We start from the raw sequence: 23,223 nt of genomic DNA on the forward strand, positions 1-23,223 counted from the left end.
GCGCACTCCCTCTCATCTACACAGGACTCTCCAGCGGCCTGCGGCAATGTGAACTCATCACCTTGTCGTGGGCCGATTTTCATATCCGCTGCCGGTACATCCTCAAGGGCCAGCGCCTGCTGACCCTCAACAGCAGGGCAGAGCATCTCTTGGAGCGGATACCGGAAACCGGCTGTTATGTGTTCCTCAATCCCAAGACTGGAGCGCCGTATCAGCTCCATGAGTTCTACTACCTCCACAAGCGGATACTCAAACAGGCGGGCCTGCCGTGGGTGGCCTTCCGGAACCTGCAGCGCCAGTGCAGGGAGGTGGGGATATGACGCTGAGAGAGTACATTCTCCGCTGGCAGGAGGTCTATGACAAGAACCATAGCCGTCCGACCACATACGCAGCTCATGGCTACATCTTCAAGAACCACATCCTCCCCGGCCTGGGGAAGATCCCGATCTCTGAATTGACCGCAGAACAGGTGGGAGACTTTCTGGAGGAGCGACGGCGATTTGGCGGCCACCGTCCGGAAAGCCCTGAATACCCAAGGCTGGGGGAGCATACCATGCGGCACATCCACCGACTGCTCCAGCAATGCCTGGATCAAGCGATGCGGGATGGCTTAATAGCGGAAAATCCTGCCCGATCGTTTCGCTACCCCAAGCCCAAGAAGGTCAGCGCCAATGTACTGACGCCAGCAGAAGTGGAGGACTAACGTGAAAAAGACCAACGGCAAGGTATCGCTGGTGCAGAAGCTGTGGGAGCTGGAGGATGACCCATGGCAAGACTGATCGTCAAAAGCCCGTATATCAAATGCGGCGGCGGACAGAGCGCGGGCGGATACATGAAGTACATCGCCACGCGGGAGCGGGTGGAGATCATCCCGGATGATCGTCTGCCCACACGCAAGCAGGAGCAGCTCATCACAAAACTGGTAAAAGATTTTCCTGACACAAAAGATTTGCTAGAGTATGAAAGCTATACGCAGCACCCCACCAAAGCCAGCGCCTCGTCCCTCATCACGCTGGCCCTGGAGGAGAACTGGTCCCAGGTTCAATCCTCGGAGGGATATGCCAGGTACATCGCGACCCGTCCCCGGGCAGAACGTCTGGGTGACCACGGGCTGTTCGGTGACGAGGACAGTGTGGATCTGGACAAGGCAATGTCGGAGCTGGAGCACTACACCGGAAATGTGTGGACGCACATCATCTCCCTCCACCGGGAGGATGCTGAGCGCCTGGGCTATGACAATGCCCAGGCGTGGCGTTCTCTCCTGCGCACACACCGCAACGACATCGCTGCCGCTATGAATATCAACCCCCAGGACTTCCGGTGGTACGCTGCCTTCCACGATGAAGGGGAGCATCCTCACGTGCACATGATGGCGTGGTCAGCAAATCCCAAGCAGGCATATCTGTCCAGAGATGGTATCCGGCAGATCAAGTCTACGCTCACCAATCAGATCTTCAAACAGGAGATGCTCCACCTCTATGAGCAGAAGTCTGAAAGCCGGGACGAACTGGTGCGGGAGACCCGGAAGGCCATGCTGGAGCTGTCCCGGCAGATGAGCGAGTCGGTCTGTGAGCATCCTGAAGCAGAGCGGATGATGCTAAATCTTTCCCAGCAACTTGGCGATGTAAAGGGCAAGAAGTCCTATGGCTATCTTCCAAAGCAGATAAAGCGACAGGTCGATGAGATCGTAAACCAGATGGAACACCTGCCTGTTGTGGACAGGTGCTATCAGAAGTGGTGGGAGCTGCAATGCAAAGTGAATGACTTCTACTCCGAGAGAGCGCGGCAGCGCCCGCCGCTCTCCGAACGGAAAGAGTTCCGTGCCGTCAAGAATGCGGTGATTCAGGAGGCCGAGCACATCCGGCTGAACCATATCTCTTTCGAGGACAGAGATATGGAGGACTACGGTGACTGGGTGGATGAGGGGACGCTCACCTGGACATGCCGGGAGCTGCGGAGAATCATTGAAAATGAGGCGTTCCCGTTGGAAGAACGGGACGAGGCCGCCGAAAGACTGGAGCTGCTGGCGGAGATGGGTGATCCCTATGCCCAAACCTTCCTGGGGCAGATGTACCGGGATGGCGGTTTGCTGATTCCTGATGCGGAGAAGGCCAGGCACTGGCTGGAGCAGGCGGCGAAGCGTGAACTGCCTCAGGCTCAGTATGCGCTTGGAAAACTGCTTCTCTCCGACGACCCAGATGTACACGATCCCAGCGAAGGCATCCGGTGGCTGAACGCGGCGGCGCAAAACGGGAACGACTACGCCGCCTACGCCCTGGGCAAGGAGCATCTGAGGGGTGAGCACGTACTTAAAAATGCGGATAGGGCGGCGGAGTATTTCCGGCAGGCTGCAGAGGCACAGAACCCCTGGGCGCAGTATCTGCTGGGCAAGCTGTACCTGATGGGGGAGGGGGTGGAACAGGATCAGGAGGTTGCCTATGGATGGTTCCAAGCTGCGGCAATGCAGGGGCACACCTATGCACAGTTTTTCAAGGAACGCATGGAACAGGGCCAGCCTGGGCCGCCCGGCCTTCTGCTTTCTGCCACACAGCTCCTCCACCACATGGGCAACATCTTCCGGGACAATGTGCCGGAGGATTCCACAAGCACGGGGCTGCACATTGACCACAAGCGGCTTCAGGCGCTCCAGGAAAAGCGGATTGCCCTGGGCCACAGGCCGGATGACCATGTGGAGGAGCAAAATATGGGTGGTATGACCATGTAAGCGGCGCAGAAAATGAGCCGCAAAACAAAGAATAAAATCCCTTCCACGAGAAGGGTAGAAAGGAATTTGATGAAACGATCCAAGTACAACTCTTTTAACGAACTTCCCCTGATGCTGACCGTGCAGGATGTGGCCGATGTGCTGGGTATCGGGCTGGCCCATGCCTACGAGGTGGCTCACCGGCAGGATTTCCCCACCATCACCCTGGGCAGCCGGATCATCGTCCCACGTGATAAGTTCATGGCGTGGATTGAGGAGCAGTCGGCCAAAAAGACGGAAATATTTTAGTGGCTATTTCAAAGATTCTGTGGTATTTGTTTGTGTTGCAAAAGGAGGGATGAGCAATGGCAAAGAAACGGGCAAACGGCGAGGGCAGCATCCGCAGAAAGCCCAACGGCCGCTGGGAGGGCCGATACACCTTGGGGATTGATCCCGCCACCGGCCGGGCCATCCAGAAAAGCGTATCCGCCAAGACACGGGCCGAGTGCAAGGAGAAGCTGGACCGGGCCATCCGGGACAACCGGGGCATCCCGGTGAACCACAACGAGGACTATACGGTGGCGGAGTGGTGCCGGCTGTGGTTTGAAACCTACAGCAAGCCCGTGATCCGCCCCAACACCGCCAAGACCTATGTGAACAGCATCGAGAACCACATTATCCCGGCCATCGGAGGGGTCAAGCTCAAGCGGCTCGCCGCCATCCAGATCCAGAAGATGTACAACGATTCCAAGACCAGCGGGCGGGTGCAGCGGTTCGAGGCGCAGACCAACACAGAATTGTCCGGCAGCACGGTGCGGCGCATCCACATGGTGCTTTCCTCGGCGCTGAAGCAGGCAGTCAAGGAGCGGATCATTCCCTACAACCCCTGCGACAACTGCCGCATCCCGCCTAAGGAGAAAAAGGAGATGGCCATCATCCCGCCGGAGAAACTGGGGGTATATCTCAGCGAGGCGGAGAAGTACGGCGTCCTGCCCATGTTCTTCCTGGAACTGTCCAGCGGCCTGCGGCGGGGGGAACTACTGGCACTCCGGTGGGACGACCTGAATGTGAAGGATCGTATCCTCTCGGTGAGCAAGCAGGTCACCCGGATTGACGGGGAGCTGGTGGTGACGGAGCCGAAAACCAAAAACTCCGTCCGCAAGGTGGCGCTGTCCCAGCAGGCCGTGGATATGCTGGTGAAGGAGCATGAACAGCACCCGGACAACCCCCTCCTGTTCCCGTCGCCCCGCACCGGCGGCTACTGGAGCCCGGACGCGGTGTCCAGGATTAACCGGAAGCTGCTGGCAAAGGCGGGCATTGAGGAGCGTGTTCGCTTCCATGATCTGCGCCATACTTTCGCCACGATGGCCCTCTCCAGCGGCGTGGATGTGAAGACCCTGTCCAGTATGCTGGGCCACTACAGCGCCGGGTTCACCCTCGATACCTATACGCACATCACCAACGACATGCAGCGAGGCGCGGCGGAGAAGATCGGCGGCTTCATGGAGACGGCCACAGCCAAACCGGAACCGGAGCCGCCCGACCCGCCGGAGGGGAGCCGGTGTAAGGTGATACCGTTTGAGAAAGTGGGGTAAAATAAATGAAGCCCAGGGGACGATACCTCGTCCCTTGGGCTTTATAATTTGAGGGTTAGCCATAAATCAAATGATTAAAGAGTTGTGGAACATTCAAAGTCATCTGCTACAATCTCGACTGCATCATCAGCGGAATCTTGATCGCAAGAGAAGTCTCCTTCAAAAAACCATTTGTACGCTCGAACACTTATGGCTTTGGTTTCTACTAAATCAAGGCCACCGCCGATAACAGCCCCAACACCGGGGACAAGCTTTCCCAAATTGATAATACCCTTACTTCCAAATTTCGTAATAAATCTAAATCCTACTTTTTGGTTGATTTTGGTCAAAACTTTCCCGGGAATTTTCTTTATCAATCCGTTAGCAAACTTAACTCCGAACTTGATTCCCGCCTGTTTAACCAATTTGTTTACGGATACACCAGCAAGGCAGGCATATACAAATGTCTGTGTTTGGTCACTATTCAGTTCAAAGCCAGCCATATATGCTGTGCAGGCGATCATGCGCATTTGCACATATAAAACACTGCCGATATTGGCAGGCAAGGTAACAGGCATTGTAATAACTCCACCAAATCCGGTAATGAAGCCAGAGGTAGTGCATTTGATAATTTGATTATTGATCATGGCCTTGCATGCCTGCTGCTTAGTGGGATATTTATCTAAATAGTTGTTGGCCAATTTCTCTACGGATGGGCTCACATAGGGAACGCCATTCAGACATTTTTCGTAGCAAGTATCAAGAAGAGCCATGATATCTTCTTGAGAAATACCTTTCTTGTCTTTGCTCATAAACACTCCACCTCAAGGCTGATTCCCTGAACTCAGAATGCGCCCGTTCTGTTTTCAAAGTTATTATATGGGAAATAGATAAAAAACTCAAGAATTTGTCGTATCCACAACGAGAAAACAGCGGTCACACCAATTAGGGATGGGTTAGGGATTTGGCGGTTTCGGCGGCTATCCTTGCTCGTGCTCTCGCCGCTTTTTTGCTCCTAAAACCGTCGCTGAACAGCAATCGTCCAAATCACAAAAGCAAAACAAAAAACGCAGGAAAACCGCCTAAAACGGCGGTTTTTCTGCGAAAGATGGTCGGAGTGCGGGGACTCGAACCCCGGGCCTCCTGCTCCCAAATGTGTGTCTGAACCTTCATCCGCCACTTTTCCGCCCTCTTTGGCCCTTTCCTCTGCTTGGGCAGTTCCTCTTTAGAACTCTTTTGCCCTGCTTGTTTCAAGAAACCCTTTCGTCTTTTGGGATTTGTGTGGGATTGGATTCTGTGTATTAAAAGATGTTCCGCCCGGTTTGAGGGGGAGATGACAGGCCAATCACCTCAAAACAGTGACGCAGGAATTGCGCCGCATAAACAAAGAATAAGCCCCTGGTGCGGGACACGTTCTCCCAAAAAACGAAAAATATGTATTCAGGCCCAACAACTCGCTCATAAAATGTGCAGAAGAAAAGAAAACTCGCTCATTTTTTTGCGATTTCGATTGATTTCTCCATCGGGTATCGGTATAATAGTGGCGAAGGAGGTGGGTGAAATGCTCTATTTAAAACGAAAGATCGATGCATTCCTGGCCGAATGGAAGGCGAACCCTGACAGAAAGCCGTTGATCGTCAAGGGGCCCCGACAGGTGGGGAAAACCGAGTCGATCAAGCGGTTTGGAGAGATGAATTACCAGAGTGTGATCACCATCAACTTCGTGGAAGAACCAAAGTATAAAATGATCACAGCGGACGGATATAGGGCAGATGACATCATCAAGAATATCTCCAGAATGGACCCATCCAAACGGTTTATTGAGGGCGAAACACTGATATTCTTTGATGAGCTGCAAGAGTTTCCGGAAATTGCAACAGCGCTGAAGTTCTTCAAAATCGACGGCAGATTCGATGTGATCTGCAGCGGCTCCATGCTGGGCATCAATTACCGGAAAATCGAGAGCAACAGCGTGGGCTACAAGTCTGACTACGAGATGTTCTCGTTGGATTTCGAGGAATTCCTGTGGGCCAAAGGCTATGACGATACCTTCATCGAAGATATGCTGGAGCATATGCGAAATCTCACGCCCTTCAACGAGGTACAGATGTCGGTGTGCAGCTCCCTCTTCCTTGACTACTGCATCCTGGGAGGAATGCCCGCTGTTGTTCGTGAATTCATTGTAAAAGGTACCTTTGAAGGGTCGCTTGAGATACAGAGACAGTTGATTGCGGACTACAAGGAGGACATTCGCAAATATGCCGAGGGCATCGACCAGACCAGGATCTTGAATGTATTCAACCACATTCCCGTGCAGCTTGCCAAGGACAACAAGAAGTTTCAAATCTCCAAAGTTGCCTCCGGCGCTCGCTTCCGTGACTATAGAGGATGTGTGGAATGGCTGGATGATGCGGGAATGGTCAATATCTGCTACTGCCTGAATTTCCCGGAACTGCCGCTGCAGGGCAACTATGACGATACCAAGTATAAAATCTACTTTGCCGACAGCGGCCTGCTTGTGGCCATGCTGGACGAAGAAGCGCAGGAGGATCTGCGGACCAACAAAAATCTCGGCGTCTATAAGGGCGCGCTTTACGAAAATGTGGTTGGCGAAGCACTGGTCAAGGCGGGATACAAACTCTATTACTATAAACGGGACGATTCTACGCTGGAACAGGATTTCTTCGTCCGAACGGCAAGCGCCCTGATCCCTGTTGAGGTGAAGGCCAAAAACGGGACTGCCAAGTCCATGAGGACCCTGATCAGCAGTGAGAAGTATGCGGATATTCACTGCGGCATTAAGTTCACCGGCGGAAACATCGGATATAGTGATAACATCTATACCTTCCCCTACTTCTGCGCTTTCCTGCTGAAACGCTATTTGGCTGGAGCCAATATCTGATCCCGAATCGAATTCTTGTCATATGATAAGTATATGACAAGAAAGTCAACAAGCGGCATCGTTCGGGAGCGGTCATTCTTCTGCAAACATTAAACATTCCACTCTTTCCAGTGGCTATTTCTCTCTTTCTGTGGTATTGTTCGGTTGCCAAAAGGAGGCGACGATATGCAGAAAGAACCTAACCTCACGGTGGGCCAGTGGTGCGACCGCTGGTTCTGCGAGAACCAGGGCAGATGGAGCGGCAGCACCGTGGGCGGATACCGCAACCTGATCTACCGCCACATTCTCCCCGGAATCGGGGGTATCCCGCTGGTGGAACTGTCAGAATGCACCGTCACCAGCTTCTATGACAGCCTGCGGAGCCAGGGACTCAGCGCCAGAAGCGTCTGGTGCGTCCATCTGCTCCTGCGGCGCTGTATGGATGAAGCGGCCCGCGACCAGCGCATCCCTTACAACCCGGTGCGGCTCTGTCAGGAGCCACAAGCAGAAGCGTATCAAACAACTCCCTTGCGCCTGGGACAGCTCCAACGGTACCTGAACGCAGCGGAACAACTGGGCGCACTCCCTCTCATCTACACAGGACTCTCCAGCGGCCTGCGGCAATGTGAACTCATCACCTTGTCGTGGGCCGATTTTCATATCCGCTGCCGGTACATCCTCAAGGGACAACGCCTGCTGACCCTCAACAGCAGGGCGGAGCATCTGCTGGAACGGGTACCGGAAACCGGCCGCTATGTGTTCCTCAACCCCAAGACCGGAGCACCGTACCAGCTCCACGAGTTCTACTACCTCCACAAGCAGATTCTGAAACAAGCGGGGCTTCCGCGGGTGGCCTTCCGGAACCTGCAGCGCCAGTGCATGGAGGTGGGGATATGACGCTGCGAGAGTATGTCCTCCGCTGGCAGAAAGCCTATGACAAGCCCCAGAGCCGTCCGACCACATACGCAGCTCATGGCTACATCTTTAAGAACCACATTCTCCCCGGACTGGGGGAGATCCCGCTCTCTGAATTGACCGCGGAGCAGGTGGGAGATTTTCTGGAGGAGCGCAGGCGCTTTGGCGGTCACCGCCCGGAAAGTCCCGAATACCCAGGACTGGGGGAGCATACCATGCGGCACATCCACCGGCTGCTCCAGCAATGTCTGGACCAGGCGATGCGGGATGGCCTGATAACGGAAAATCCCGCTCGAGCGTTTCACTACCCAAAGCCCAAGAAGGTCAGCGCCAATGTGCTGACGCCCGCAGAAGTAGAGGACTATCTGGACGCGGCGGAGCGGTTAGGGTACCTCCCCATGTTCCTGCTGGCGCTGACGGCGGGACTTCGGCAGGGAGAGCTGATCGCACTGAAGTGGAGCGACCTGGATGTAAAAGAGCGGACGCTGACCATCGCCGAGAAACGCTCCGTGGAACGGCGGGAGCTGGTGGAGTATGAAGGCGGCACCAGGATCGTCAGTCTGACAACGGAGGCGGTTGAACTCCTGCGCCTGGAGCACGCCAAACACCCAAGAAGTCCGCTCATGTTCATGCACCCAGCCACCCAGAGGCCCTACTCGCCCCAGATGGTGCGCCGGCTACACAATGAGATCATCCAAGAGGCCGGGCTGGATCACATTCGGTTCGCGGATCTCCGGCACACCTGCGCCGCCCTGTCTCTGCAAAATGGCATGGACACGAAAGAGGTTTCTCAGATGCTGGGCCACTTCAGGACCGCAATGACCCGGCAGAACTATGCCCCCTATCTGGCCTGCCCAGTTGCCAAGGACGAGAACAAACCCGCCGAAGCGTCTCAGGAGGAGCTGCGGCAAGCGGCAGATATTCTGGATCACCTCCTGAAATTCTGATGGATATTCTGCGGGAGGTGTGGTATAGGTTTGTGTCGCAAGGAGGCGATGACAATGGAAAACGAACTGCTCAAGGGGCTGTATGACTGCTTCTATACCCCTCCGGAGCTTTCCGAACAGTAGAACGGGCGCTCGTTTCGTATCTGAGGAACCGGAATGAAAGAACGAATTGCCACAGCAGCGGCGATTACCGCCAGTTTTGCCCTGTGGGCCGCTGTGTCGTTCTAAACTACAGTGCCACCCGCAAAAAATGCACCGCATAATCAAAGAATACGCCTGTTTATGGGACAACAAGATTTCTATACTCTTATACGAAAAAATATCTTGTCTATATTCAGATAACAGAATATAATATCTGGTAGAAATTTGCGTATAGAGGGATGCTCTATGGAATTTTTGACGACGAAACAGGCGGCAAAGTTATGGGGGATTTCACCTCGTCGGGTGGCCTTGCTCTGCGCTCAGGGGCGAATCCCGGGGACGGTCAAGGCAGGAAAGACCTGGCTGTTGCCGCCGGATGCGAAAAAGCCCCCTGATCCGCGGTTCCCGAAAGAGGAGAAAGGAAGTCGCTGATCCGATGCGCATCAAAATAAATTTTGGAGGACACCACTGTGGCTGATATCAGGAAAGAGCAGGAGCGGGACGAGCTGCACCGGGCGATCTGGGCCATCGCGGATGAGCTGCGGGGCGCGGTAGACGGCTGGGATTTCAAGAACTACGTGCTGGGCACCATGTTCTACCGCTACATCTCGGAAAACCTCTGCAATTACATCAACGCCGGCGAGATTGAGGCCGGGAATGCCGATTTTGACTACGCCAAGCTGTCCGACGAGGAGGCCGAGGAGGCCCGGGAGGGGCTGGTGCAGGAAAAGGGCTTCTTCATCCTGCCCAGTGAGCTGTTCTGTAACGTTCGCGCCAGGGCGGCCGGGGACGAGAACCTGAACGAGACGCTGGAAACGGTTTTCCGTCACATTGAAGGCTCCGCCCAGGGCAGCGAGTCCGAGGGCAGCTTTGCCGGGCTGTTTGACGACTATGACGTGAACAGCAACAAGCTGGGTGCCACCGTGGCCAAGCGGAACGAGAAGCTGGTGAAGCTCCTGAACGGTGTGGCCGATATGAAACTGGGCGACGTGAAGGACCACCAGATCGACGCTTTTGGTGACGCCTATGAGTACCTGATGACCATGTACGCCAGCAACGCCGGCAAATCCGGCGGCGAGTTCTTCACTCCGGCGGACGTGTCCGAGCTGCTGACCCGCCTGGGCACCGTGGGCAAGACCGAGGTCAACAAGGTCTACGACCCCGCCTGCGGTTCCGGCTCTCTGCTGCTGAAGGCGGTGAAGGTGCTGGGCCGTGACGCCGTCCGCAACGGCTTTTACGGCCAGGAGATCAATATCACCACCTACAACCTGTGCCGTATCAACATGTTCCTCCACGACATCGGCTTTGACAAATTCGACATCGCCTGCGAGGACACCCTGACCAATCCCCAGCACTGGGACGATGAGCCCTTTGAGCTGATCGTCTCCAATCCCCCCTACTCCATCAAGTGGGCCGGGGACGACAATCCCCTGTTGATCAACGACCCCCGCTTTGCCCCCGCCGGGGTGCTGGCCCCCAAGAGCAAGGCGGATCTGGCCTTTATCATGCACAGCCTCAGCTGGCTGGCATCCAACGGCACCGCCGCCATCGTCTGTTTCCCCGGCATCCTGTACCGGGGCGGGGCGGAGAAGAAGATCCGCCAGTACTTGATCGACAACAACTTCATCGACTGCATCATCCAGCTACCCAGCAACCTGTTCTTCGGCACCAGCATCGCCACCTGCATCATGGTGCTGAAAAAGAACAAGGCGGACAGCAAAACCCTGTTTATCGACGCCTCCGGCGAGTGCATCAAGGTGACCAACAACAATAGGCTGACCCCGGAGAACATCGACCGCATCGTGGACACCTTCGCCGGCCGCGCCGAGGTCGCCCACTTCTCCCACCTGGCCGCCTATGAGGAGATCCGGGAGCAGGAGTACAACCTGTCCGTCTCCACCTATGTGGAGCAGGAGGACACCCGGGAGGTCATCGACATCACCGCGCTGAATGCCGAGATCGAGAAGATCGTGGCCCGGGAGCAGGTGCTGCGGGAGGAGATCGACAAGATCATTGGAGAGATCGAGGTGGACGCATGAGCAAGAATTTTCAGGGTTTTTACAATGAGAAACTGGATGCAAAAGTGGTCGCTTCCAAAGTGGAAATAACCACGCCCCACGGCGCCATGGAGGGAAAGACCCAGACCCGGGAGGTGCGGTTCTGTAAATGATGGACTATATCAAAGACCCGGACACCTGGCTGTCGCTCCTCGCTGTTGTCATCTCTATAATCGCCCTGTGGCAGACCCACCGGCAGATCAAGCTCAGCAACAAGCAGCAGCTATTTGACCGGCGATTGTCTGATTACCTGATCGCCAAGGGACTCCTGGACTTATACCGTGAGCACCGGGACAATTTGGGGATAGAGGATAATGGTAAACCATTGTTCTGCGTAAGTCTAACCTACGCATATCTGACCAATAACTCTTATTTGGAGGAAGCAGGGGACGCGCCGAAACCGCCGCTGGACAATCCGGCCCGAAAGGTCTTGCTTTTGAAAATCGAGGACCTTCACCGGATCGCCGCTGAAATGGAGTTGATTTTCCCGAAAGATATTTTAGAGCCACTGAACACCTTTACATTGGCATACGGAAAGATGCTGAAAGCGCTGTATGGATATGGAGTAATCTGGAATCAGATGTCCAGCGACATGTTCCCGGAAATGAAAAACTGGACTTTGGGAGAAAAGGCTGATCACCTGGGAGAAGAACGGTATCGGAAAGAGGTTTTCTCTGCATTGGAGCAGTTGGAGCGGGCATACCAGGCAGTCGTGTCACAGCGGTCAGAGGAAAAAATCAGAGAACTGATCAGGCTATAGAGAGAGTTGAGAATATGAGTAGATTGCAAGAACTGATCCAGCAGCTTTGCCCGGATGGGGTGGAGTATAAATACTTAGGCGATGTATGTTCCTATGCCACGGAGCGGATTGATGTGGCAGAAGTAAATGCGGACAATTATGTTGGCGTTGAAAATTTGTTGCCAGATAAGCAAGGGAAAACAGTTGCCAGTTATGTGCCAAGCGACGGGCGTTGGATTCATTTCAGAAAAGACGATATCCTGATTGGCAATATCCGGCCTTATTTGAAAAAGATTTGGCTTGCCACACATGATGGCGGCACAAATGGGGATGTTCTGGTCATACAGATAAAGAACAAAAATATTCTGCGGCCGCAATTTCTATACTACATTCTTTCGTCTGATTCTTTCTTCAACTATGATATGCAGAATGCAAAAGGCGCAAAAATGCCGCGAGGGGATAAAAGTGCAGTGTTGCGATACTCCATCCCTCTCCCCCCGCTCCCTGTCCAGCAGGAGATCGTCCGCATCCTGGATTCCTTTACGGAACTCACGGCGGAACTGAACGAAAAACTCATAGCGGAACTAACGGCGAGGAAGAAGCAGTATGAGTATTATCGAGATCTGCTGTTGACTTTCAACAACGCAGGCGCGACAATCCTTGACAGACAGACAGACAGACAGACAGACAGACAGACAGACAGACAGACAAGGATAGCTGACTTCCGCCGGGCTGTCAAGTGGTTTGCACTGGGAGATTTGTGCAATTTGAAAGCTGGAAAAGCAATCCCCTCTACAGATATATTTGATATGCAATCGGATGAACATCCTTATCCATGCTATGGAGGAAACGGATTGCGCGGATATACCGCCACATATAACCAAAATGGGAGTTTTTCTGTGGTTGGTAGGCAAGGTGCTTTATGCGGAAATGTTTGCTATGTGACGGGGAAATTTTATGCCACTGAACATGCCGTTGTAGTTTCCCAGCAGGGCAGTTATAATGAGCGGTTTCTGTACTACCTTTTGGATGTGGCAAAATTAAATCAGTATAAGACGGCAGGAGCTCAGCCGGGTTTGTCAATTGCCAGACTCGAAAAAGTGCGGGTACCCGTCCCCGCCTTAGATGAACAAGAGAGCATCGTCTCTATTCTCGACCGCTTCGACACCCTCTGCAACGACCTGACTCAGGGCCTGCCTGCTGAAATCGAGGCCCGGAAAAAGCAGTATGAATACTACCGGGACAAGTTGCTGAGTTTTCAGGAAAAGCAGTGATAGTGATACGGAAGGAATCGCCTTACCATGGATATCAACAGGTTTATTGAGTTATATTGGAATTACTATTTGCAGTTGGAGAACGAGGTTTTTGCCACTGAGCCGTTCTGTGCCATTGACAAAATCAATGACACCGCCTACTCAACAAAATATCTGCAGTTGATCCTGTCAGTCTGCGGAGAGATCGACACGATCTGCAAACAGTTATGCAAATCTTTTTCGCCCGATTTTAATATAGACCAGGTCGGTATCAATGATTATAGAGATATCCTGATGCAGCACCGCCCCCAAATTGCTGATGAAGTATTGACAATCGAGCAGCACGCATATCGGGATATACAGCCATGGCAAGCATGGAAGCACCACCACAACCCACATTGGTGGGATGTCTACAACAAAGTAAAGCATCACAGAGACGAAATGTGGAACGGGAAAGCGGCATTTAAGCATGCCAATCAAAAGGCTGCAATCGAATCGCTATGCGCATTGTATGTCCTGATAGAGTATCTGGGCGTACAGTATTTCGTGATGAATACCCAGAAAAAGAATGTTCTTGAAATGCTTTCCATAAAATCCAAGCGGATTACAATGGGGCACTGGTATAGGTTCTATACTTCTTTCATGGGAGTCTATTTCTTTGAAACGGCACCATGCAAGGCGTATTTCAACTGCCGTTCTGCGGAGGATGGTCCAACATGACTTCTTTCAATATTATTGCCGCCACAACGGAAAACACCGTGGTCACCTCCTACGAGCCGGTGAAAAAACGCTCCGACAGCTACCAGAGCGAGGCGGCGCTGGAGCGTGAGTTCATCCAGCTGCTCACCCAGCAGGGCTATATGTATCTGCCAATCCACCAGGAGGCCGACCTGATCGCCAACCTGCGCCGTCAGCTGGAGGCCCTGAACGATTACCAGTTTACCGACAGCGAGTGGGAGCAGTTTTTCCAGAATGCCATTGCCAACCCCAACGAGCACATCGTCGAGAAGACCCGGAAGATCCAGGAGGACTTCGTGCAGGTGCTCCGGCGGGACGACGGCACCTCCAAGAACATTTCCCTCATCGACAAGAAGAACATCCACAACAACCGTCTCCAGGTCATCAACCAGTATGAGGTAAGCCAGGAGCAGGGGGCCAAGCATGACAACCGCTACGATGTGACGGTGCTGGTCAACGGCCTGCCCCTGGTACATATCGAGCTCAAGCGCCGGGGCGTGGCCATCCGGGAAGCCTTCAACCAGATCAACCGCTACCAGCGGGACTCCTTCTGGGCGGGGTGCGGCCTGTTCGAGTATGTACAGATCTTTGTCATCTCCAACGGCACCAACACCAAGTACTACTCCAACTCCACCCGGTTCAACGCCATCCGGGAGGCGTCCTCCGGCAAGGCCAAAAAGCAGAAGACCAGCAACAGCTTTGAGTTCACCTCCTTCTGGGCGGACGCCAACAACAAGGTGATCCCCGACCTCATCGACTTCACCCGCACCTTCTTCGCCAGGCACACCCTTCTAAATGTGCTGACCCGGTACTGTATTTTTACCTCTGAAAATATGCTGATGGTCATGCGGCCCTATCAGATCACCGCCACCGAGCGGATCTTGAACCGCATCGAGATCGCCAATAACTACAAGAAGTACGGGACCATCCAGGGCGGCGGCTACATCTGGCACACCACCGGCAGCGGTAAGACGCTGACCTCCTTCAAGACGGCCCGGCTGGCCTCCCAGCTGAATTATATCGACAAGGTGCTGTTTGTGGTGGACCGGAAGGATCTGGACTACCAGACCATGAAGGAATATGACCGCTTTGAAAAGGGGGCCGCCAACAGCAACACCTCCACCGCCATCCTGAAAAAGCAGTTGGAGGACGACAACGCCCATATCATCATCACCACCATCCAGAAACTGTCCACCTTCATCAAGAAATACCCGGCCCACGAGGTCTATCAGAAGCATGTGGTCATCATCTTCGACGAGTGCCACCGCAGTCAATTCGGAGATATGCACACGGCCATCGTGAAGAATTTTAAGAAATACCATCTGTTCGGCTTCACCGGCACCCCTATCTTTGCCGCCAATGCCCGGGCCGCCGGCGGGGCGCAGTTCTTCACCACCGCCCAGACCTTCGGCGACCAGCTCCACACGTACACCATCGTGGACGCCATCAATGACAAAAATGTGCTGCCCTTCCGGGTGGACTACATCCAGACCATGGACGCCGAGCCAGACATTGACGACAAGGCGGTCTGGGACATCGACCGGGAAAAGGCTTTCATGGCGCCAGAGCGCATCGAGCTGGTGACCCGGTACATCCTGGAACACTTCGACCAGAAGACCTACAGAGGGGACAAGACCTATCTGTTCAATACCCTCACCAACATCGCGGAGGTGGCCTCCGGCAAAAACGGCGCGGTAGAGGAGATCAAGCAGAAACAGCGCCTCAGCGGCTTCAACTCCATCTTCGCGGTGGCCTCGGTGGACATGGCCAAGCTTTACTATCAGGAGTTCAAAAAGCAGATGGCCGCCGACCCGGCAAAGCGGCTGCGGGTGGCGACGATCTACAGCTACGGGGCCAACGAGGAGGAAGCGGACGGCATCCTGGACGAGGAGAACAGCGAGGACACCAGCGCCCTGGATCAGAACAGCCGGGACTTTCTGGAGGCCGCTATCCGGGACTACAACGAAACGTTCCACACCAACTACTCCACCGACAGCGATAAGTTCCAAAACTACTACAAGGACGTCTCCCTGCGGATGAAGAACAAGGAGCTGGATCTGCTGATCGTGGTGAATATGTTCCTCACCGGGTTCGATGCCACCACTCTGAACACCCTCTGGGTGGACAAGAACCTGAAGATGCACGGTCTCATCCAGGCTTTCAGCCGCACCAACCGTATCCTGAATTCCATCAAGACCTTCGGCAACATCGTCTGCTTCCGCAATCTGCAAAAGCGGGTGGATTCTGCTATTGCACTGTTTGGCGATCGGGAGGCCGGCGGCATCGTCCTGCTGCACAAGTTCGATGATTACTACTACGGCTACACCACTCAGGACGGGAAGGACAAGCCGGGCTATGTGGACATGATCAACGAACTGACAGAAAAGTTCCCACTGTCCGAGCCCAGGATCGAGGGGGAACAGAATCAGAAGGATTTCATTGCCCTCTTTGGGGCCATCCTTCGGATGCGGAACCTTCTGCTGTCCTTTGACGACTTCAAAGGCAGGGAAATGATCTCCGAGCGGGATCTGCAGGACTATCTGGGCCGCTATCAGGATCTGCGGGACGAGTGGGTAAGCGGTGCAAAAGGCGAGAAAGAGGACATTACCGATGATATCGTCTTTGAGATCGAGCTGATCCGCCAGATCGAGATCAACATTGATTATATCCTGATGCTGGTGAAGAAGTACCACGATTCCCACTGTGATGACAAGGAGATCCTTGTTACCATCCAGAAGGCGGTGGATGCCAGCCCCGAACTGCGGAGCAAGAAGCAGCTCATTGAGACGTTTATCGCCGGTATCAACGACGTGGATGATGTGATGGCGGAGTGGCAGAGCTTTGTGGCAGCAGAGCGGGAGAAAGAACTGGTCCAGATCATTCAGGAAGAAAAACTCAAGGAGCCGGAGACGCGAAAGTTTCTGGAGAATGCCTTCCGGGACGGTGAGATCAAAACCACCGGGACGGACATTGATAAGCTGATGCCGCCGGTATCCCGGTTCGGCGGAGGCGGCGCCAGAGCCAAAAAGAAGCAGGGGGTGATTGAGAAGTTGCAAAAATTCTTTGAGAAGTTCTTTGGGCTGGGGAAAGGATAGCAATCGTCTATTGAATGCCCCCCCTGCGCTTGACAGGCAAGAACATTTGTTCTATACTAAGTATAGGCGAAAGCCGAAAACTCGCAGCTTTCCGGTGAGGTCCACACCCCGGTGGGACCTCAGACATTCATGGGCCTCGTAGGGCACCACAACCACCCTGAACGAAGGGAACTCCATGAAGGTCTTCAGTATTTGGCGCTGTGCCGGCAGCGCGGGTGTGCGCCTTTCCGTGGAAAGCGGAAAGGATGCAAATGAACGACTCTGTCGTGATTACCTATAGTGGCCAGCAAGTATCAGTGCCAAAGGAGGTCGCAGACTTCCTGGAGCAGGATCGGAAGCGGGAACAGGCGCAGGACAAGCGGGACCAAAGGCATCTGAGTAAAAGTGAGTTTGAAACGGTGCTGTTCTGTTCAGACTGTGTCAGGCGTCCCGTGGAGGATACTGTACTCCGGAACCTCCAGCTGGAATGTCTGCGGAAAGCCGTCGATGGCCTGGGAACCCAGGGCCGCGAACTTATCGAACTCCGATATGGACAGGGATTGACTATGGAGGAGATCGGGACGATCTACGGCGTGTCCAAGGCGGCGGTATCGAAGCGGCTGAAAAAGCTCCACGAACAGCTGAGGGGCTCTGTCAAATGACAGAGCCCCTCAACTTTTTTTATTTTTCTGGTTTACAAACTGCCTCTGAGTGTCCTGATAAGTAGAGGGTGATTTTCCGGTACTCGGAAACCTGACCTTGGCCGTAGTCAGGAAAGCCCAGATCAAAGTACACAGGAGGCGCGATGACGATGAATTTATTTGGTGCAAGGCAAAAACAACTGCTTAGTTTCCTGACCGCCAATGCGGAGAGAGAAACACTGGACTATGTTCTTCAGGGAATGCGGGAAATCCTGGGTGAGGAGATGCCGGAGGAGGACGCGGTGCGGGCCTATCTGCAAGGCCCAGAAAAAGCAACGACACTCAGTGCAGAGCAGCAGATCGTGGCGATGGATAAGCTGCTGGAGTGCGCGGAGGTCAATCTCCGAATGCTCTGCGACCTGATCCGTTACCAGCAACTGAAGGACGCCGGGGTGGTCGGCTCCGTGGAGGAGTTCCTGTATCTGGTTCGCCCAGGCGATATCTGTGATGACCAAGAGGAGGATGCCGATTGAAAGAATCCAAATACAGATCCTATGATGACCTGCCGCTGTTCCTGAACTCGGCAACAGTGGCGAAAATGCTGGGCGTGTCGCCGTCCAGCGGCTACGAGCTGATGCATGAACCGGGGTTCCCGGTGTTGCGCGTCGGCAACCGGATGGTGGTACCCAAGGAGCAGTTCATCCAGTGGGTAAAGGAGCACACGGGAGGTGCTATATGAAGTTTCAACCGTGGCCCAAACGAGATCCCGACAAAAACTATTTCAAGGTTCCCAACGAAGTATTTCACATCGGCCTCAGTTACCCGGAGATCTCCATCTACTGCTATCTGCTGAGCATCGAGGACAGAGAAACCTTCCAGTGCTACCCCAGCTACAAGACCATCGGCAAGGCGCTGGGTATGAGCGAGAACACTGTGAGCAAGTATGTGCGCAGCCTGGAGGAGAAAGGTCTCATCCGCACCGAGCCGACGATGGTGCGGAGCAAAGACGGCAGACCCCTCAACGGGAATCTGCTCTACACCATCCGTCCGATCCAGGCGGCAATCGAATTGTTCTACGAGCGGCAGTTCCGGCAGCTGGAGGAGGACACCGCCCGCCAGAGGGCGGCGGAACGCCTCGCAGAATTGGCCCGTGAAAGCCCTCAGAACGCCCTGTGTGCGCCTTCCGGAGAGGAAGCGAGTCCCACTTCCGGTCCGGGGGTGGTGGCCCAATTTGGCCCGCTTTCGGAGGCGCTTCTGGGGACGAAAGAAAAAGCAGGATAAAAGCCGGGGGCGCCGGTGGCTCCTCCGGCCGGTCACATCTGCCCGCAGTGCGGGCAGTTACGGGGGTTTGGGGTGTATCAAAAGTGGGATCAAAAACAGGCGGCGGGGATCACGTTTGTGGTCACAATCCCCGAACTCCTACTGCCATAACGAAAAAATAGGGGTCACGCCCCGGAAAGGAGCAGTTTATGGGCAAAAAAGAGAGATTCGCCTTCTATCTCACCCCGGAAAAGAAAGCTATTCTGGAGCGCCGGTTTCAGGAGGACGGAAGCCGGAGCATGACCGCCTTCATTGAGCGGGCGGTGGACTTCTACCTGGACTATCTCAGCGCCAACAATTCCGGGCTTTTCCTGCCAACGTCTATCAAGTCCTACCTGGACGGGCGGCTGGGGCAGTTGGAGGAGCGGCTGTCCTCCCTGGCCTTCCGACAGGCGGTAGAGCAGGACATGGTGGCCGGTATCCTGGCCGACGCCTATCAGTTCAGCGATGAGGATCTCCGCCGTCGACGGGCGGAGAGCGTGCAGAACGTGAAGAAAACCAATGGCCGCGTCTCACTGGAGCAGCGGGTGCGGAGAGCTTGGGAGGAGGGCGATGAGTGGCAAGACTGATCCTGAAAAGTCCCTACCTGAAGTGTGACGGCGGAAACTCTGTCGGCGGTTATCTGCGGTACATTGGGACGCGGGAGCGGGTGGAACTGCTCCCGGATGACCGCCCGCCCACCAGAAAACAGGAGCAGCTGATTAGAAAACTGGTGAAGGATTTCCCTTCATCCAAGGAGTTGGGCGAGTATTTGGACTACGAAGCAAAGCCCACCAAAGCCCATGCCTCAGTATTTATCACCCGAGCATTGGAAGAAAACTGGGCGGCAGTACAGCAGTCAGAGGGATATATGAAGTACATTGCGACTCGCCCCAGAGCAGAACGGCTGGGTGATCACGGCCTGTTTAGTGATGAGGACGGCGTGAACTTGGAGCAGGCCATACTGGAGTTGGAGCAGTACACCGGCAACGTGTGGACGCACATCCTCTCCCTGAAGCGGGAGGATGCCGCCCGCCTCGGTTACGACAATGCCAAGGCGTGGATGAATCTGCTCCGAGCAAACCGCAACGATATCGCCGCCGCCATGAATATCCCGCCAAATCACTTCCGCTGGTACGCCGCCTTCCACGATGAAGGGGATCATCCCCACGTCCACATGATGGCATGGTCTACGCAGCCCAGCGAGGCATACCTGACGCGGGATGGAATCCGCAAAATCAAGTCTCAGTTAACCAATCAGATCTTCCGACAGGAGATGCTCCATACCTACGAGCAGAAGTCGCAGTCACGGGACGAGTTGGTGCGTGAGGCGCGGCGGGCCATCCGAAAACTCACGCAGAAGATGGTCCGGAGCATCTGCACAGAACCTGCCATCGAGCAAAAGATGTCGCAGTTGGCTGAACAGTTGGAAACGGTCAAGGGCAAAAAGTCCTACGGATACCTGCCCAAGTCTGCCAAGAAAACCGTGGATGAAGTGGTGGACAGGCTGGCGGAGCTTTCGGTGGTCCGTGAGTGCTACGCCCAATGGTGCGCCCTCCAAAGCGAGGTGGAGAGCTACTACCACGACAAGCCCAGAGAGAAGAAAAAGCTGTCTCAGGAGAAAGAATTCCGGCGGATCAAGAACGCCGTCATTCAGGAGGCGGAGCGAATACGGCTGGGGGAGATCACCTTCGAGGACGCTGACCTGGCTGGGCATGACGAACCGGAGCAAGTGCAAGGTGAATCCTATGATTGCTGGGAACTGCGTCAAATCATCCGGGATGACACCCTCTCCCTGACCGACCGTGATCGGGTAGCGGAGGAGTTGGAGCAGCTGGCGGAGCGCGGCGACGCCCATGCCCAGTACCTGATGGGACAGCTTTACCGGGACGGCCCTCTGCTGATTCCGGACAGCCGGAAAGCAAAGCACTGGCTTACCCAAGCGGCGAAACAGGGGCTGCCGGAGGCCCAGTACGCCCTTGGTAAACTGCTTCTCTCCAACGATTGGGAGGTGCGGGACCCGGACGAGGGTATCTGTTGGCTGAAGGAAGCGGCGGAAAACGGAAACCAGTGGGCCGCCTACCGGCTGGGGAAAGAATATCTGACCGGCGAGGCAGTGACCAAGGATACCTCCAAGGCAGCGGAGTGGTTTACCCGGTCGGCGGAGGCGGGCAACCAGTACGCCCAGTACATGCTGGGCAAGCTGTGCCTGACGGGACAGGGAGTAGCCCAAGAGCAGGCCCAGGCAATGGTGTGGTTCGGTCGCTCCGCCGCCCAGGGAAACCAGTACGCACAATTCTTCCTGGAACGGCAGAGTGACCTCCGTCCACCCTCCGTCATGCTGGCGGTCACCCGCCTGCTCTACCACATGAGCCGGATCTTCGAGGATCACTCCCTGCCCCGCTTCAGCACCGGCCTCCAGGTGGACAGCAAACTGAGAAGAAAAATCCAGGCAAAGAAAATCGCTATGGGCCACAAGCCGGATGACCACGAGGAGGAACAGAACCAGGGCGGCATGGTCATGGGCGGGATGTGAACCCCTCCAGAAATTGCGCCGCAAAACAAAGAATAAAATCCCTTCCGCCAGGAGGGTAGAAAGGAATCCGATGAAACGATCCAAGTACAGCTCGTTCAACGAACTGCCCCTGATGCTGACCGTGCAGGATGTGGCTGATGTGCTGGGCATCGGGCTGGCCCACGCCTATGAGGTGGCCCACCGGCAGGATTTCCCCACCATCACCCTGGGCAGCCGGATCATCGTCCCCCGTGACAAGTTCATGGCGTGGATCGACGAACAGGCGGCCCAAAAGACGGAAATATTTTAGTGGCTATTTCAAAGATTCTGTGGTATTTGTTTGTGTTGCAATAAGCGCCCGCAGGCGCAATGCATGCGAGCAACCGAGCGAAGCGAGGCGCTTAGCGAGCCGTAAAGGAGGAATGAACGATGGCGAAGAAACGAGCAAACGGCGAGGGCAGCATCCGGAAAAAGCCCAATGGCCGCTGGGAGGGCAGATACACCCAGGGCATTGACCCCAGCACCGGCCGCGCCATCCAGAAAAGCGTATCCGCCCGAACACAGGCCGAATGCAAGGAAAAGCTGGCGAAAGTCATCCGAGACAACCGGGGCATCCCGGTCAACCACAACGAGGACTACACCGTGGCGGAGTGGTGCAGGCTGTGGTTTGAAACCTACAGCAAGCCCGTGATCCGGCACAACACCGCAAAGACCTATGAGAACATGATCGAAAACCACATCGTACCAGCTATTGGAGGAATCAAACTCAAGCGGCTCACCGCCATCCAGATCCAGAAGATGTACAACGATTCCAAAACCAGCGGGCGGGTGCAGCGCTTTGAGAAAAAGACCGACACGGCCCTGTCTGGAAGCACAGTACGGCGCATCCACATGGTGCTCTCCTCGGCGCTGAAGCAGGCGGTCAAGGAGCGGCTCATTCCCTACAACCCCTGCGACAACTGCCGTATCCCGCCCAAGGAGAAAAAGGAGATGGCTATCATCCCGCCGGAAAAGCTGGGTGTATACCTCAGCGAGGCGGAGAAGTACGGCGTCCTGCCCATGTTCTATCTGGAGCTGTCCAGTGGCCTGCGGCGGGGAGAGCTGCTGGCCCTCCGGTGGGATGACCTGAATGTGAAGGATCGCATCCTCTCGGTGAGCAAGCAGGTCACCCGGATTGACGGGGAGCTGGTGGTGACGGAGCCGAAAACCAAGAACTCCGTCCGCAAGGTGGCGCTGTCCCAGCAGACCGTGGATATGCTGGTGAAGGAGCATGAACAGCATCCAGACAGCCCCCTCCTGTTCCCGTCGCCCCGCACCGGCGGGTACTGGAGTCCGGATGCGGTGTCCAGGATCAACCGGAAACTGCTGGCGCAGGCCGGCATCGAGGAGCGCGTTCGCTTCCATGATCTGCGCCATACTTTCGCCACGATGGCCCTCTCCAGCGGCGTGGATGTGAAGACCCTGTCCAGTATGCTGGGTCACTACAGCGCCGGGTTCACCCTCGATACCTATACGCACATCACCAACGATATGCAGAGAGGTGCGGCTGAGAAAATCGGCGGCTTCATGGAAACAGCCACAGCCAAGCCAGAACCGGAACCGCCCGACCCGCCGGAGGAGAGCCGGTGTAAGGTGATACCGTTCGAGAGGGTGGAGTAAAAGAAATGATGCCAAAGGGGCGAAATATCGTCCCTTTGGCACTTGCTTATCATGCGAAAAGAAACTCCTTCATTTTGTGCAGACAA

General features: G+C 55.0%; 23 protein-coding genes and 1 pseudogene. 23 read left to right on the forward strand and 1 reads right to left on the reverse strand.

Features of this window, described 5'->3' with window-relative positions:
• From B5F88_RS02955 to B5F88_RS02975, 5 genes and pseudogenes are all read left to right on the forward strand, one after another.
• A pseudogene (locus B5F88_RS02955) lies at nt 1–320 on the forward strand (integrase); the annotation flags it as partial.
• A complete protein-coding gene (locus B5F88_RS02960; protein WP_242959614.1) occupies nt 317–703 on the forward strand; it encodes a hypothetical protein in 387 nt (128 codons plus the stop codon). The pseudogene B5F88_RS02955 and the gene B5F88_RS02960, both read left to right, overlap by 4 nt.
• A gap of 63 nt (nt 704–766) precedes the next feature.
• Nucleotides 767–2,725 carry a MobP3 family relaxase gene (gene mobP3 / locus B5F88_RS02965; protein WP_087341496.1) on the forward strand — a complete coding sequence of 653 codons (1,959 nt, stop codon included), beginning with the start codon at nt 767–769 and terminating at the stop codon, nt 2,723–2,725.
• Nucleotides 2,726–2,794: 69 nt separating this feature from the next.
• Complete coding sequence (locus tag B5F88_RS02970; RefSeq protein WP_087341498.1) at nt 2,795–3,013, forward strand: helix-turn-helix domain-containing protein; 219 nt, start codon at nt 2,795–2,797, stop codon at nt 3,011–3,013.
• Between the two features lie 56 nt (nt 3,014–3,069).
• The gene (locus tag B5F88_RS02975; RefSeq protein ID WP_087341500.1) at nt 3,070–4,299 is read left to right on the forward strand and encodes a site-specific integrase; all 1,230 of its coding nucleotides are present in this window, start codon (nt 3,070–3,072) and stop codon (nt 4,297–4,299) included.
• 74 nt (nt 4,300–4,373) lie between these two features.
• On the opposite strand, the gene B5F88_RS02980 is transcribed toward B5F88_RS02975, so the two are convergent.
• Complete coding sequence (locus B5F88_RS02980; RefSeq protein ID WP_087341502.1) at nt 4,374–5,090, reverse strand: EcsC family protein; 717 nt, start codon at nt 5,088–5,090, stop codon at nt 4,374–4,376.
• 749 nt (nt 5,091–5,839) lie between these two features.
• Between B5F88_RS02980 and B5F88_RS02985 the strand changes: the two genes are divergently transcribed.
• The 18 genes from B5F88_RS02985 (at nt 5,840) to B5F88_RS03065 (ending at nt 23,137) form a co-directional block, all read left to right on the forward strand.
• Nucleotides 5,840–7,180, forward strand: coding sequence for a DUF4143 domain-containing protein (locus tag B5F88_RS02985; protein WP_087341504.1), 1,341 nt, complete (start codon nt 5,840–5,842; stop codon nt 7,178–7,180).
• 165 nt (nt 7,181–7,345) lie between these two features.
• Nucleotides 7,346–8,056 (forward strand): integrase, encoded by a 711-nt coding sequence (locus B5F88_RS02990; protein WP_087341506.1) that lies wholly within the window; start codon nt 7,346–7,348, stop codon nt 8,054–8,056.
• Nucleotides 8,053–9,021 carry a site-specific integrase gene (locus tag B5F88_RS02995; RefSeq protein ID WP_087341508.1) on the forward strand — a complete coding sequence of 323 codons (969 nt, stop codon included), beginning with the start codon at nt 8,053–8,055 and terminating at the stop codon, nt 9,019–9,021. The genes B5F88_RS02990 and B5F88_RS02995 overlap by 4 nt, the downstream gene beginning before the upstream one ends.
• A gap of 387 nt (nt 9,022–9,408) precedes the next feature.
• Nucleotides 9,409–9,594: a helix-turn-helix domain-containing protein gene (locus B5F88_RS03000; protein ID WP_087341510.1), complete on the forward strand. Its 186-nt coding sequence runs from the start codon at nt 9,409–9,411 to the stop codon at nt 9,592–9,594.
• A gap of 38 nt (nt 9,595–9,632) precedes the next feature.
• Nucleotides 9,633–11,201, forward strand: coding sequence for a type I restriction-modification system subunit M (locus B5F88_RS03005; RefSeq protein WP_087341604.1), 1,569 nt, complete (start codon nt 9,633–9,635; stop codon nt 11,199–11,201).
• Nucleotides 11,198–11,332, forward strand: a complete 135-nt coding sequence (locus B5F88_RS21710) for a hypothetical protein (RefSeq protein ID WP_275532904.1) — start codon at nt 11,198–11,200, stop codon at nt 11,330–11,332. Before B5F88_RS03005 ends, B5F88_RS21710 begins: the two co-directional genes overlap by 4 nt.
• The gene (locus B5F88_RS03010; protein ID WP_087341512.1) at nt 11,329–11,979 is read left to right on the forward strand and encodes a hypothetical protein; all 651 of its coding nucleotides are present in this window, start codon (nt 11,329–11,331) and stop codon (nt 11,977–11,979) included. Before B5F88_RS21710 ends, B5F88_RS03010 begins: the two co-directional genes overlap by 4 nt.
• Before the next feature lie 14 nt (nt 11,980–11,993).
• Nucleotides 11,994–13,232, forward strand: coding sequence for a restriction endonuclease subunit S (locus B5F88_RS21275; protein WP_087341514.1), 1,239 nt, complete (start codon nt 11,994–11,996; stop codon nt 13,230–13,232).
• Nucleotides 13,233–13,259: 27 nt separating this feature from the next.
• Entirely contained in the window at nt 13,260–13,931 is a 672-nt protein-coding gene (locus B5F88_RS03020; protein WP_087341516.1) for a hypothetical protein, read from the forward strand.
• The gene (locus tag B5F88_RS03025) at nt 13,928–17,044 is read left to right on the forward strand and encodes a type I restriction endonuclease subunit R (RefSeq protein WP_087341518.1); all 3,117 of its coding nucleotides are present in this window, start codon (nt 13,928–13,930) and stop codon (nt 17,042–17,044) included. The genes B5F88_RS03020 and B5F88_RS03025 overlap by 4 nt, the downstream gene beginning before the upstream one ends.
• Nucleotides 17,045–17,295: 251 nt before the next feature.
• Nucleotides 17,296–17,685 (forward strand): sigma-70 family RNA polymerase sigma factor, encoded by a 390-nt coding sequence (locus tag B5F88_RS03030; protein WP_162612102.1) that lies wholly within the window; start codon nt 17,296–17,298, stop codon nt 17,683–17,685.
• Between the two features lie 149 nt (nt 17,686–17,834).
• The gene (locus B5F88_RS03035) at nt 17,835–18,197 is read left to right on the forward strand and encodes a hypothetical protein (RefSeq protein WP_140402048.1); all 363 of its coding nucleotides are present in this window, start codon (nt 17,835–17,837) and stop codon (nt 18,195–18,197) included.
• Complete coding sequence (locus tag B5F88_RS03040; RefSeq protein WP_087341524.1) at nt 18,194–18,403, forward strand: helix-turn-helix domain-containing protein; 210 nt, start codon at nt 18,194–18,196, stop codon at nt 18,401–18,403. Before B5F88_RS03035 ends, B5F88_RS03040 begins: the two co-directional genes overlap by 4 nt.
• The gene (locus B5F88_RS03045) at nt 18,400–18,945 is read left to right on the forward strand and encodes a helix-turn-helix domain-containing protein (RefSeq protein ID WP_087341526.1); all 546 of its coding nucleotides are present in this window, start codon (nt 18,400–18,402) and stop codon (nt 18,943–18,945) included. Before B5F88_RS03040 ends, B5F88_RS03045 begins: the two co-directional genes overlap by 4 nt.
• 188 nt (nt 18,946–19,133) lie before the next feature.
• Nucleotides 19,134–19,553, forward strand: a complete 420-nt coding sequence (locus B5F88_RS03050) for a hypothetical protein (protein ID WP_087341528.1) — start codon at nt 19,134–19,136, stop codon at nt 19,551–19,553.
• A complete protein-coding gene (gene mobP3, locus B5F88_RS03055; RefSeq protein WP_204246188.1) occupies nt 19,541–21,499 on the forward strand; it encodes a MobP3 family relaxase in 1,959 nt (652 codons plus the stop codon). Before B5F88_RS03050 ends, mobP3 (B5F88_RS03055) begins: the two co-directional genes overlap by 13 nt.
• A 70-nt stretch (nt 21,500–21,569) precedes the next feature.
• Nucleotides 21,570–21,788, forward strand: a complete 219-nt coding sequence (locus B5F88_RS03060) for a helix-turn-helix domain-containing protein (RefSeq protein WP_087287484.1) — start codon at nt 21,570–21,572, stop codon at nt 21,786–21,788.
• Nucleotides 21,789–21,907: 119 nt separating this feature from the next.
• Nucleotides 21,908–23,137 carry a site-specific integrase gene (locus B5F88_RS03065; protein ID WP_087341530.1) on the forward strand — a complete coding sequence of 410 codons (1,230 nt, stop codon included), beginning with the start codon at nt 21,908–21,910 and terminating at the stop codon, nt 23,135–23,137.
• The last annotated feature ends 86 nt before the right edge of the window (nt 23,138–23,223 follow it).

This window comes from Flavonifractor sp. An306 (assembly GCF_002159455.1).
Lineage (GTDB): Bacteria > Bacillota > Clostridia > Oscillospirales > Oscillospiraceae > Flavonifractor.

What these genes read in the sequence shown, in the direction of transcription:
- B5F88_RS02960 (WP_242959614.1), top strand. Translation starts at nt 317, where the DNA reads ATGACGCTGAGAGAGTACATTCTCCGCTGGCAGGAGGTCTATGACAAG.
- mobP3 (WP_087341496.1), top strand. Translation starts at nt 767, where the DNA reads ATGGCAAGACTGATCGTCAAAAGCCCGTATATCAAATGCGGCGGCGGA.
- B5F88_RS02970 (WP_087341498.1), top strand. Translation starts at nt 2,795, where the DNA reads ATGAAACGATCCAAGTACAACTCTTTTAACGAACTTCCCCTGATGCTG.
- B5F88_RS02975 (WP_087341500.1), top strand. Translation starts at nt 3,070, where the DNA reads ATGGCAAAGAAACGGGCAAACGGCGAGGGCAGCATCCGCAGAAAGCCC.
- B5F88_RS02980 (WP_087341502.1), bottom strand. Translation starts at nt 5,090, where the DNA reads ATGAGCAAAGACAAGAAAGGTATTTCTCAAGAAGATATCATGGCTCTT.
- B5F88_RS02985 (WP_087341504.1), top strand. Translation starts at nt 5,840, where the DNA reads ATGCTCTATTTAAAACGAAAGATCGATGCATTCCTGGCCGAATGGAAG.
- B5F88_RS02990 (WP_087341506.1), top strand. Translation starts at nt 7,346, where the DNA reads ATGCAGAAAGAACCTAACCTCACGGTGGGCCAGTGGTGCGACCGCTGG.
- B5F88_RS02995 (WP_087341508.1), top strand. Translation starts at nt 8,053, where the DNA reads ATGACGCTGCGAGAGTATGTCCTCCGCTGGCAGAAAGCCTATGACAAG.
- B5F88_RS03000 (WP_087341510.1), top strand. Translation starts at nt 9,409, where the DNA reads ATGGAATTTTTGACGACGAAACAGGCGGCAAAGTTATGGGGGATTTCA.
- B5F88_RS21710 (WP_275532904.1), top strand. Translation starts at nt 11,198, where the DNA reads ATGAGCAAGAATTTTCAGGGTTTTTACAATGAGAAACTGGATGCAAAA.
- B5F88_RS03010 (WP_087341512.1), top strand. Translation starts at nt 11,329, where the DNA reads ATGATGGACTATATCAAAGACCCGGACACCTGGCTGTCGCTCCTCGCT.
- B5F88_RS21275 (WP_087341514.1), top strand. Translation starts at nt 11,994, where the DNA reads ATGAGTAGATTGCAAGAACTGATCCAGCAGCTTTGCCCGGATGGGGTG.
- B5F88_RS03020 (WP_087341516.1), top strand. Translation starts at nt 13,260, where the DNA reads ATGGATATCAACAGGTTTATTGAGTTATATTGGAATTACTATTTGCAG.
- B5F88_RS03025 (WP_087341518.1), top strand. Translation starts at nt 13,928, where the DNA reads ATGACTTCTTTCAATATTATTGCCGCCACAACGGAAAACACCGTGGTC.
- B5F88_RS03030 (WP_162612102.1), top strand. Translation starts at nt 17,296, where the DNA reads ATGAACGACTCTGTCGTGATTACCTATAGTGGCCAGCAAGTATCAGTG.
- B5F88_RS03035 (WP_140402048.1), top strand. Translation starts at nt 17,835, where the DNA reads ATGAATTTATTTGGTGCAAGGCAAAAACAACTGCTTAGTTTCCTGACC.
- B5F88_RS03045 (WP_087341526.1), top strand. Translation starts at nt 18,400, where the DNA reads ATGAAGTTTCAACCGTGGCCCAAACGAGATCCCGACAAAAACTATTTC.
- B5F88_RS03050 (WP_087341528.1), top strand. Translation starts at nt 19,134, where the DNA reads ATGGGCAAAAAAGAGAGATTCGCCTTCTATCTCACCCCGGAAAAGAAA.
- B5F88_RS03060 (WP_087287484.1), top strand. Translation starts at nt 21,570, where the DNA reads ATGAAACGATCCAAGTACAGCTCGTTCAACGAACTGCCCCTGATGCTG.
- B5F88_RS03065 (WP_087341530.1), top strand. Translation starts at nt 21,908, where the DNA reads ATGGCGAAGAAACGAGCAAACGGCGAGGGCAGCATCCGGAAAAAGCCC.